Annotated in this window: 12 protein-coding genes; 3 read left to right on the top strand and 9 right to left on the bottom strand. The window is 39.0% G+C overall.

Annotated elements, in window-relative coordinates; translation table 11 throughout:
• Positions 1 to 80 precede the first annotated feature (80 nt).
• The 3 genes from V7266_RS05265 to V7266_RS05255 all read right to left on the bottom strand — a co-directional run bounded on the left by V7266_RS05265 (position 81) and on the right by V7266_RS05255 (position 2,157).
• Positions 81 to 395, bottom strand: a complete 315-nt coding sequence (locus V7266_RS05265; RefSeq protein WP_335466390.1) for a thioredoxin family protein — start codon at positions 393 to 395, stop codon at positions 81 to 83.
• Positions 396 to 508: 113 nt separating this feature from the next.
• On the bottom strand, positions 509 to 1,030 hold the full coding sequence (locus V7266_RS05260; RefSeq protein ID WP_335466389.1) for a DUF84 family protein: 522 nt from the start codon (positions 1,028 to 1,030) through the stop codon (positions 509 to 511).
• A 53-nt stretch (positions 1,031 to 1,083) separates the two neighbouring features.
• Positions 1,084 to 2,157 carry a M42 family metallopeptidase gene (locus tag V7266_RS05255; RefSeq protein ID WP_335466387.1) on the bottom strand — a complete coding sequence of 358 codons (1,074 nt, stop codon included), beginning with the start codon at positions 2,155 to 2,157 and terminating at the stop codon, positions 1,084 to 1,086.
• Between the two features lie 222 nt (positions 2,158 to 2,379).
• Between V7266_RS05255 and V7266_RS05250 the strand changes: the two genes are divergently transcribed.
• On the top strand, positions 2,380 to 2,697 hold the full coding sequence (locus V7266_RS05250; RefSeq protein ID WP_335466385.1) for a hypothetical protein: 318 nt from the start codon (positions 2,380 to 2,382) through the stop codon (positions 2,695 to 2,697).
• A 38-nt stretch (positions 2,698 to 2,735) separates the two neighbouring features.
• Here V7266_RS05250 and V7266_RS05245 read toward each other — a convergent pair whose 3' ends face one another.
• Both V7266_RS05245 and trmB read right to left on the bottom strand, forming a co-directional pair.
• Positions 2,736 to 3,578, bottom strand: coding sequence for a YtnP family quorum-quenching lactonase (locus tag V7266_RS05245; RefSeq protein WP_335466383.1), 843 nt, complete (start codon positions 3,576 to 3,578; stop codon positions 2,736 to 2,738).
• A 93-nt stretch (positions 3,579 to 3,671) separates the two neighbouring features.
• Positions 3,672 to 4,316, bottom strand: coding sequence for a tRNA (guanosine(46)-N7)-methyltransferase TrmB (gene trmB / locus V7266_RS05240; RefSeq protein WP_335466381.1), 645 nt, complete (start codon positions 4,314 to 4,316; stop codon positions 3,672 to 3,674).
• Positions 4,317 to 4,481: 165 nt separating this feature from the next.
• Here trmB and V7266_RS05235 point away from each other — a divergent pair, with 165 nt between their 5' ends.
• Positions 4,482 to 4,760, top strand: a complete 279-nt coding sequence (locus V7266_RS05235) for a YtzH-like family protein (protein ID WP_335466379.1) — start codon at positions 4,482 to 4,484, stop codon at positions 4,758 to 4,760.
• Here the strand turns inward: V7266_RS05235 and V7266_RS05230 are convergent, their stop codons facing one another.
• The 4 genes from V7266_RS05230 to thpR form a co-directional block, all read right to left on the bottom strand.
• The gene (locus V7266_RS05230) at positions 4,761 to 5,534 is read right to left on the bottom strand and encodes a phosphotransferase family protein (protein WP_335466377.1); all 774 of its coding nucleotides are present in this window, start codon (positions 5,532 to 5,534) and stop codon (positions 4,761 to 4,763) included.
• Between the two features lie 210 nt (positions 5,535 to 5,744).
• Positions 5,745 to 7,880, bottom strand: a complete 2,136-nt coding sequence (gene pulA / locus V7266_RS05225) for a type I pullulanase (RefSeq protein WP_335466376.1) — start codon at positions 7,878 to 7,880, stop codon at positions 5,745 to 5,747.
• Positions 7,867 to 8,850 (bottom strand): diacylglycerol/lipid kinase family protein, encoded by a 984-nt coding sequence (locus tag V7266_RS05220; protein WP_335466373.1) that lies wholly within the window; start codon positions 8,848 to 8,850, stop codon positions 7,867 to 7,869. Before V7266_RS05220 ends, pulA begins: the two co-directional genes overlap by 14 nt.
• 21 nt (positions 8,851 to 8,871) lie before the next feature.
• Positions 8,872 to 9,447: an RNA 2',3'-cyclic phosphodiesterase gene (gene thpR, locus V7266_RS05215; RefSeq protein ID WP_335466372.1), complete on the bottom strand. Its 576-nt coding sequence runs from the start codon at positions 9,445 to 9,447 to the stop codon at positions 8,872 to 8,874.
• Positions 9,448 to 9,591: 144 nt separating this feature from the next.
• Here thpR and cysK point away from each other — a divergent pair, with 144 nt between their 5' ends.
• Positions 9,592 to 10,521, top strand: coding sequence for a cysteine synthase A (gene cysK, locus V7266_RS05210; protein ID WP_335466370.1), 930 nt, complete (start codon positions 9,592 to 9,594; stop codon positions 10,519 to 10,521).
• Positions 10,522 to 10,545 lie beyond the last annotated feature (24 nt).

Below are 10,545 nucleotides of genomic sequence, written 5' to 3'. Positions count from 1 at the left end.
GAGCGGAAATCAACATCCATGTTTAACAAGCATACATTAAAAAACCCCTACTCCAAAAGAGAGACAGGGTTTTATTCTGATTACTTCAGGCCAGAAATAAATGACTCGATTTCTTCTTGTGTTTTTCGATCCTTACTGACAAAACGGCCAAGCTCTTTTCCATTCTCATAGGCAATAAAGCTTGGGATCCCATATACATCTACTTGCTGACATAAATCAATAAATTGATCGCGGTCAACATGAATAAAGGTATATTCGTTAAACTTCGCTTCAATCTCTGGCAGCACTGGTTCGATAAAGCGGCAATCTCCACACCACTTAGCCGAAAACATAAAAATGGTTTTATTTTGATCACGCAGCTGCTCAAATTGCTCAAGTGATTCTAAATTTTTCAAGTTGAACGCCTCCGTTTAATTAGTTGCTATATATTAACTTTCCTTTCAAATCATAACAGTATACACTTTGTTCAGTCCAATGTTATGCATAGTGGTTATAACGATTAAATATCTTAAAATTCTTTCAAATTAACATGATAGGTAAACTGTCCGACTAATAGAGTAGTTAGATGGGTAAACATATCAACTCGATTTACCATACCATTGGTAAAAATACCAACTGCTCCTTCTTGTTTCCTAACATTCTTCTTTTTAGCATAGTCATCCATTACAGGTCCTAATTCCTCGCCCGCTCTGAGCCTTGAGGCCACCTCTTCTGGTAAAAGAAATCTAGCTCCTCCGGCAATAAGCGGCTCCATGCCAGGTGCAGCTAGGGCCCCCCAATTACACAGTAATAATCCGTGGTTCGTTTCCTGGACGCCGCCTTCGAGGCCAATCCCAATATCGCCATTTCCTTGTTTTAGGGCCCCTGCTGCTCGATTGATGGCGCCTCGAATCGTTTCTTCATCAGAAAACGGTTGGTCGTTAACGCCAGAAGGGATATCTAAAGATAAAAATTCACTTTCTTCTTGTGAAAAGCAATTTTGAACAGCAGTAATTTTCGCTGGATTCTTTGATCCGATAATGATCTTCATTGTAAAATTTTCTCCTTTAAAAATAGGAGGCATAGTGAATGCCCCCTAACCAATTAACTATTTGATTTAATGGTGTCAACGGTTGTTTGGTCGCAAGCTTTTACCAGTTTCACTAATAATTCTTTGGCCGCAGCATAATCGTCAACATGAATGATGGAAGCATGTGTATGAATGTAACGGGAACAAATGCCAACTACTGCACTTGGGACCCCCTCATTCGATAAATGCACACGTCCGGCGTCTGTTCCACCCTGTGAAACAAAATATTGATATGGAATTTGATGTGTTTCTGCAGTATCAAGTACAAATTCCCGCATTCCGCGATGGGTAACCATAGAACGATCAAGGATACGGAGCAAGGTCCCTTTACCTAGCTGGCCAAATTCTCGTTTATCCCCCGTCATATCATTGGCAGGGCTGGCATCAAGGGCAAAAAAGATATCAGGCTTAATCATATTCGCCGCTGTTTGTGCTCCACGTAAGCCTACTTCCTCTTGCACGGTTGCTCCAGAATAAAGAATATTTGGCAGTGACTCATCTTTAAGTTCTTGAAGCAATTCAATGGCCAATCCACAGCCATAGCGATTATCCCAAGCCTTAGCTAAAATTTTCTTTTCATTGGCCATTGGCGTAAATGGGCAAATCGGCAGGATGGCCTGACCGGGTTTAATACCAATACGCTCGGCATCTGCCCGATTATCAGCCCCAATATCAATTAACATATTCTTTATTTCCATCGGTTTGTTTTTCTTAGATTCATCTAATAAATGTGGTGGAATGGAACCAACTACGCCAATAATCGGACCATTTTTGGTGATGACTTGGACACGCTGAGCTAGTAGTACTTGACTCCACCAGCCTCCCAGCGGCTGAAAGCGGATCATTCCATTATCTGTAATCGCTGTAACCATGAACCCTACTTCATCCATATGCCCTGCCACCATTACGGCTGGCCCTTGTTGGTCTCCTTTTTTCACACCAAAAATACTGCCCAATTTATCTTGAATAATTTCATCTGAGTATAGCCCCAGCTGCTCTCTCATGAAATTTCTGACTAAGTGTTCATTCCCAGGCGCGCCTGGGAGCTCTGTTAATGTTTGAAAAAGCTTTAATGTCTGTTCGTTCATGATTAACTCCTTTATGTATTTACTTTTATCCAGCTTGACATAATCCTGCCATTTCACACATAGATACGGATTTGCGGCTCTCTACTATATATATTTTACTGAATCCTCTTATCTGTTACCAATATTACATATTCAATCAGTAATATTATCCTCTTAACAGTAAATAAGGTATACTGAAAAGAGAATCTTTTTACAATCTTTTTCCATTATGGAGGTAGATAAATGAACTGGAAGTCTTTCTTCTTAGGTGCTGCAGTCGGATTAGTCGGTGGATATGTAACCAAGGAAATTCTTACTCAAAGAACAAATATATCACCTGAAAGAGTATTAGGGTCGGTTAAAAAACACCTTCAACCAAAAGGTCCCATAAGTGGCTCATGGATTCATATGGAAGCAGAGCCTTATGAAAAAAATCAAATGACGTATCATGTTTATAAGGGTGGTATATCCCAACAAACAAATGAGGCTATCCAGCAATATGAATTTGTTGCCGATGCTCAAACTGGTACACTCATTGATTTAATCCCATTCTCATCATAAAGGATCCAATAGCCGCATCAGGTGATACGGCTATTTTTTTATTTTTCTCTTTTAATGCTGGCAGCAAGCTGCTTACCGTTTTGATCCCATTTCACAGCCCGGTAAAAAGCATCATGATAAAAGGTAAACCAGGCTGATTTCTCTAGCCCAAGTGCAAGCCACTTTTGCTTTGCGGCAATAGAGGTCATAGGATAATCGTCATAGGCCATAACCCATAAAACATTTTGATGAGCATGTGTGGCCATTAAGTCGGCCATGTGAATGCATGTTTCACCTCCATCCTCAATAAGAAGAATCGAATGTCCATCACTGTGTCCGCCTGTATGGATCATCGTGAGGGCCCCTAATTCCCATTTTTCTTCGAAAGGGACAACCAGTGCTGCAACCGCCTCCCAGTTTTCCCGCCAATATGTATTTTTTGAGCGAATATTGGGGTGGCGCATTTCATCCCACTCTACTTGAGAAGTAATAATTCGAGCATTGGGAAAGGTTGGGACATATTTTCCATCCACGAGCTTAGTCAATCCACTGGCATGGTCAAAATGCAAATGAGTCATCAAAATAAAGTCGATATTTTCTAGAGTTAACCCTAATTGTTCTAAGGACTCCTCAACCTGTGATTCTTTTGTTACCCCATAATTTCTTAATTGTTTCTCTGATAATTTCCCATTACCTAAACCTGATTCAACTAAAATATTTTTCCCATTCATTTGAATTAACATCGGGTCAGTCGGCAATTCGATTTGATTTTTATCATTAACCGGATACTTTTTTGACCACAACCCTTTTGGGACGACCCCAAACATAGCACCGCCATCGAGGTATGTTACTCCGCCTGATAACCAAGTAAGCGAAACATCGCCAATCTTTAATGTTTCCATTATTTTACTCCCCCTTTCTATATATATTAACATGAACCTAATTCATATGAATAAGAAACAAAAAAGACAGCTCTATTAAAAGAACTGTCTTTATCATTCATTTTGATATTTTACTTCGCAACGGTAAATCCGGTTTCCCTGCTCAGAAAATTTCTGCTCATATTCTGTCATGATATTACCTTCGTAACCACTATTGTGGAAATCAAGACTTACATATTTCAATAATAAACCGTAAGCAGAAAAGCTCATAAGGGAGTATTCAAATAACCCCTGATTATCGGTCTTAAAATGGATTTCGCCGCCATTGATCAATATATCTTCATACAACTTTAAGAAATCCTTATAAGTTAATCTTCTTTTTTCATGACGGTATTTTGGCCAAGGATCAGAAAAATTCAGATACACCCGACTAACATCATTTTTTGTAAAGTATTTATCCAGCTCCGCCGCATTAACATTTAACAGCTTTAAATTAGGTAAATCTGCTTCAATTAAGCGATCTAAAGCTGCCACAATCACACTGTCGTACAGCTCAATTCCAATATAATTTATATCCGGATTGGCCTTTGCCATTCCAGTGATGAATTGACCTTTACCTGTTCCAACTTCAATATGAAGCGGCTGGTCTTTTTCGAAAGCCTCATGCCACATACCTTTGAAACTTTCCGGTTTTGCTACGACGTACTGTGGATGCTGCTCTATTTTTTCCTTTGCCCAAGGTTTATGTCTAAGTCTCATTTGTTTTGACACTCCTAAAAAACGTTATCCTTCAAACAATACCATGCAGTTCTTATTCATGCAAGTCAATCCAAATGGAAAAAAGGTTTACGCATAAACTAAAAAAGAATTCACAACCTAACTGTGAATTCCTTTTTCTATTTCGATTTGAAAGGATGTGCTTTTATGCCATTAAGTCATGGTGACCAAGTGACACTGCTAAAAGATATTTTGAATAATCATCAAGCCGATTGCTGCGGGTCCGTATCCGAATGCGAGCAATTGGAGCGTTTAGTAAAATCACTTATGGTTAACAACCAAATTGATTCGAACGTCAAGAATATCTTGCAGGAAGTTTATCAATATAGTCAGCATGGTACTCAATCAGCTGATTTAGACCAGCATATCTTATCTAATCAAGAAAATTTATCACAATGGGTCAACGATATTGACCAGTTTTCTTAATTAGAGGATATCTTGTAAAAAATCAATCCATTTATTCATTTCTTCAAATCGTTTTTTATCTTTATACCACTGAATAGAAGACAGGGTTTGAATGGTAACATACCATTTCATTCTTAGTTTTAGATGATCGGTAAGCTCTTTGCCATAAAGCTTTAACCAGTCCTCCCAGTTTTCTTCTGGTATGTACCAGTAAAGCAGTAATCCCAAATCAATGGCAGGGTCAGCAATCATCGCTCCGTCCCAATCAATCAAATACAACTGGTTGTCTTCGGCAAGCAGCCAGTTGTTATGGTTGACATCGCCATGACAAACTACTTTTTCATCACAATATACATTTAAGGTTTCCTCTTTTAAAAAATGAATTGCCTTTTGTGACTCAGGTAAAGATAGAACCTGTTCATCCAATTCATTTACAACCGACTGTAGTATTGGCTCAGGATTTACCGGCGAACTTTCTAACCGGCTCAACATGCCAAGCATCGGTTCAGAACAGTGTATTTTCTTAAGCAATCTGGCAACACTCTCTTGGTTCATGTCAGAGGGCTTTAACTCCCGGCCAGGAAGCCATTGCTGTGCTGTAATAACATCTCCGTTCTCCAATCGTTTTGTCCACACAAGCTTTGGGACAATACCTTCGGCTGATAATACTGCAAGGAATGGAGAGGAATTCCGCTTTAAAAAGAGCCTTTGATCCTGATATTCCGCATAAAAGGCTTCTCCTGTTTTGCCTCCAGCTGGGGTAACTTCCCACTCTTGTCCTAGTAAATGATCCAAAATTGCTCACCTTCAATTTATGCCGTTCTAATGGGCTTAATCCTCTGTGAATCCGAGGTAAAACCTGTGCTGTAGGAAGGTTTATTAACCACAATTATAACAATAGCTCTTTTTTAAAATAAAAAAAAGCTATTGAAACCATTGCACACAATAGCCATCTTAATAAATTTTATCTCCTATTCCCTTTTTTCGTCAAGTAATCTTGAAAAACTATTTTTTCAGCAAAACATTTAGAGAAATAGGCTCTACAAAATATTCTTGCGACTTTATATCATCTTTTAAGGAAATTCCCGCATTTTTGTGATTAGCTAATATGCCCCAGTTCCCCTCCGGAAGGGTAATCATTTGTGCTTTGGAGGTTGGATTAATAACAAAAATTAATTCCTCCTGAGGCAATTGATATAAACAACCTACTATCGGAGCTGGAAATGAAAGTGCTTGTATATGTGTACGAATTTCCTCCGAAGTTCTCATCCGGAAACATGAAAACTTTTGGCGGATTTTAATCAGACCCTTAATGTATTCCACATTTTCCTTATTTTTACTCTTACGTTCCCAATCGAGTTTATTAATGTTATCTGGAGAACGATAGCTATTTCCATCTCCTTGCTTGGTACGGAAGAATTCCTGTCCACTGTGAAGAAAAGGAATTCCCTGAGATAATATTACCATCCCTGTTGCGAGGCGATGGTATCTTTGTCGTTCAGAAGGGTCCGCATCCGAAAAACAGCCTTGCAGTTTATCCCAAAGTGTATGGTTATCATGACATTCCACATAATTGACAGATTGACTAGGGTTATTAAAGATACGGGTACTCTTTTTGGTAAATCCGATACTCCCGGTGATCACTTCCATCGCAGCATCCACTAAATGCTCATTTCCTAAAGCAAAGCCTTTATCAAATAAGTTAAACGTACTTCCTTTTATAGTGTCTCTAAATTTATCATTAAATTGTCCAATTCCCGGTATTTTTGCTTGGTTGGCAATCGTTGCTTTTTGTCCCACTGGCAGAGGGGTATTAAGGTTCCAGCCTTCTCCGATAATTAAAGTCCCCTTAGATAGACGGTCACACGTCTTTCGCACCTCATTCATCGTCGTTACATCTAAAATACCCATTAAATCAAAGCGAAATCCATCGATATGGTATTCTTCCAGCCAATAACGGACAGAGTCAAGGATAAATTTACGCACCATTTTCCGCTCTGAGGCCACATCATTTCCAACACCAGTGCCGTTTGAAGGCAGCCCAATTTCGTTATGACGAAAATAATAGCCTGGTACTATTTTTTCAAATGAAGATTGCTCCCGGATATAAACATGATTAAAAACGACATCCATGATCACTCCAAGACCAATACTGTGGATCTGATCGATTAATTTTTTTAACTCTATGATTCGGGAATATGGATTGAATGGATCGGTTGAATAGCTTCCCTCAGGGGTATTAAAATGAAGAGGATTATATCCCCAGTTATACTGTTCAGCTGGGTTTAATTCATCCACACCGGCAAAATCATTGAACGGAAGAAACTCTATATGGGTAATCCCTAACTCTTTAACATAGGATAGGCCTGTTACTTCATCATCCATGCTTTTAGTGTCCAATTCGCCAGCACCTAAATACAGTCCCTTATTTTTAACACCGCTATTGTCATCAATCGTAAAATCCCTAATATGTGTTTCATAAATGATTGCCTCAACTGGGTTCTCTAATGGAGGGATACTCAGTCTAGGCCTTGCTGTCTTCTCGAGGTTCACAATAACCCCCTGCTCCCCGTTTGCTGTTACTGCCTTTACATACGGGTCTACAGCCTCACGCCATTCTTGATTAACGAGTACCAAAAAGCTATATTGATAAAATTCCAAATCACGATTCATACATACAGACCAAACGCCGAAGTCATCCCGTCTCATCTTTATGATTTCTGAATAACCATTAGCAGTTGACCGTAATTTCAATTTTACACCTGTTGCGGTTGGAGCCCATAGTTTAAACCAGATTTGAACGTCAAGAAAGGTTACACCCAGGTCATTCCCTTTATAATAAAATTTTTCATCAAATGCTTCTGTGCGAATCACAGCCCCTATTTGTAAATCGGTTTTCCCTCCATGTGCATCAAAAACCCAATAGGATTTCTCAAAGAGATATTCCCCGTCAAACTGGCAAATATATTTAACATGATCCTCAATCTCCGTCTTCTCCAAAATGACAAGAGGCGTCTTAACCGCGTCCGCTGCCATATAAAATTCAGATGACAATCCGTGATGATAGGAATGGGGGAGAAGAATAGTAACGATGTTCATATCATCTAAGTATGCAAAAAAATTCCTGTCAGCAGAATTCATTCGAATCCCTCTCCTTCAAATCAACTTCTTCCTTCCCGCGACTTCTAGATAACACCTCAAAGGCTTTCGCTTGAAGGTGAATCGAAAGTGGGGTGTATCCGATATGCTCCCCGTCAGCATGAACATACTGTGTATTTGTCGATTGAATCGTAATATTTTTCCCCTTAAATATTTTCACTTCTTTAAAATGGATATGCCTTCCCCAAAAAACACTTATAAAAACGAATAGAAGTTTCAGCCTTGATAGTTGATGGACAATTGTGATATCGAAAAGGCCATCATCTGGCTCGGCAGCTGGTGCAATTTTCATTCCGCCGCCATAAAAAGGCTGGTTAGAAACAGTAACAAACCATGTTTGTTCAAATATATGCTTTTCCCCGTCAATTGATAAATCAAATGTTGTAGTTTTATAGGTAAAAACATTTTTTAAAAGAAAATAGACATAAACCAGCCTGCCTAAAGATAATTTATTCAGCAGCTTCTTTATTCGGGATCGATTAACCTGATAAGAAATAATGGCATCAAAACCGGCACCTATATTATTGATAAATAAGTGCTCCTCCCTTTCACCCAACATTACATTACCGATATCGATTTGCTTTCCTGGCCTCTTCCGCAGGCTGAGAATGGCTTGTAAAGCCTCCTCCGGATCAGTTGGAATTTGAAAACCTCTTGAAAAATCATTTCCTGAACCACCTGGAATAAAACCTAGCGTTATCTTTTCGTGATGAGCAATCCCATTAAGCACTTCATGAATCGTTCCGTCACCGCCTAATGCAATCATTAACTTTTCCTGTTGATTTTTCTCAGCAATTTGTTTTGCAAGGTATTGAGCATGACTAGGATATTCACTAAAAAAAGCTAAAAAATGAATCTGGTCATCCTTTAGTTTCGATTCTATTTTTTTCCACACTTCAAGGCAGTTTCCATTGCCTGCTTTGGGATTAATAATAAAATAAATAGGCTTCATAAAGACCCCTTTTTCAATTTTCTAAGATAGCAATGGGAAGATGGTTACCGCTTCATATTTTGGTGATCGGTCCAGATGTGTTTGATACACTACAACATCTTCAGCTTGGAATTCAAGTGGTTCTGGCTGCAATCGATACCATACATTTAATAGCTCCTTTTGGAATTCGCCCTGCCCCTTCCACTTTCGCGCTAAGGTAATATGAGGCTTAAAGGCGCGTTTTTCCAATTGAAAGCCCGCCTGCTCACATGCTGAAAACACCTTTTTTCTAATTTTGAAAAGCTCTTCACTGCTTTCTGTATCGGCAAAAAAAACACGCGGTGCTTCTTCCTTCCCGAAATAGCCTAATTTGTTTATTTTTAATGTAAAGGCCCCCTCATCCTTGATGGCATCCCTTACATAATTTTCGGCATTCAGAAGTTTATCAGGTTCTGCTGATCCTAAGAAAGCAAGAGTTATATGTAAGTCCATAGGATGAACCCAGCGGCTAAACGGGATCGTTTCCTCTAATTTTTCAATGTGATCCTTCATGATTAGTTTTGTTGGTTCAGGAATTCTCATAGCGAAAAAAAAGTGTGGTTTTTGATTCATTTTCATATTCAGTCCTTTTAATAATTTTAGTCTATTTTCTCCCAATTGTATCTACTGTCAAACGGTTTATAAGGCGATATTTTTTTACAATCAGAATGATTTTCTTTATGATAATAAGAGAAATCAATTTAGTTTAGAAAGGGAAACCCAATGAAAATAGTTAACAATATTGCTGAACTGATTGGAGATACACCGCTTGTTAAACTAAATCGCTTAGCTCCGAAAAATGGGGCCTCTGTTTATTTGAAGCTAGAATTTTTTAACCCTAGCAAAAGTGTAAAGGACCGGGCTGCCTATAATATGATTATTGAAGCAGAAAAAAGCGGAAAGTTGAAAAAAGGTTCTACCATTATTGAACCGACGAGCGGCAATACAGGGATTGGCATTGCCATGAATGCTGCTGCAAGGGGTTATCAAGCGATTATTGTAATGCCTGATACGATGACAAAAGAACGGATCAGCTTACTTGCCGCATACGGGGCACAAGTAATTCTAACTCCTGGTGACGAAAAAATGCCAGGGGCCATTAAGAAGGCTCTGGAGTTAGCAAACAATATCCCTAATAGTTTTATCCCGATGCAATTTGAAAATAAAGCAAACCCTGATGCTCATAGACAGTCTACTGCTCTTGAGATTATTGATGGCTTAAAAGAAATCGGTAAACCGCTTTCAGCTTTCGTAGCGACAGCTGGAACCGGAGGAACCATCACAGGTACAGGTGAAACCCTAAAAGCTTATTATCAAGGATTATCCGTGCATGTCGTTGAACCAAAGGGTTCACCCGTTTTATCAGGCGGGAAACCAGGTAAACATAAGCTAGTTGGTACAAGCCCTGGTTTTATTCCGGAAATCCTTAATGAAGAAGTATATGATGAGATTCATCAAATTACTGATGAGGATGCTTATGAGATTACGAGAAGATTGGCTAAAGAGGAAGGTATTCTAGTTGGTCCATCATCAGGAGGTGCTTGTTTTGCCGCGCTAGAAGTTGCAAAACGATTAACACCAAATGATGTTGTCGTATGTATTGCCTGTGATACAGGTGAAAGATACCTTTCAAGTGATTTATTTGAATATTAATTGCATCTGCCTATACAAAAAGAC

The organism is Neobacillus drentensis, assembly GCF_036965645.1.
GTDB classification, from domain to species: Bacteria; Bacillota; Bacilli; order Bacillales; family Cytobacillaceae; genus Neobacillus; species Neobacillus drentensis_D.
This window is presented reverse-complemented; position numbering and strand designations above follow the sequence as displayed.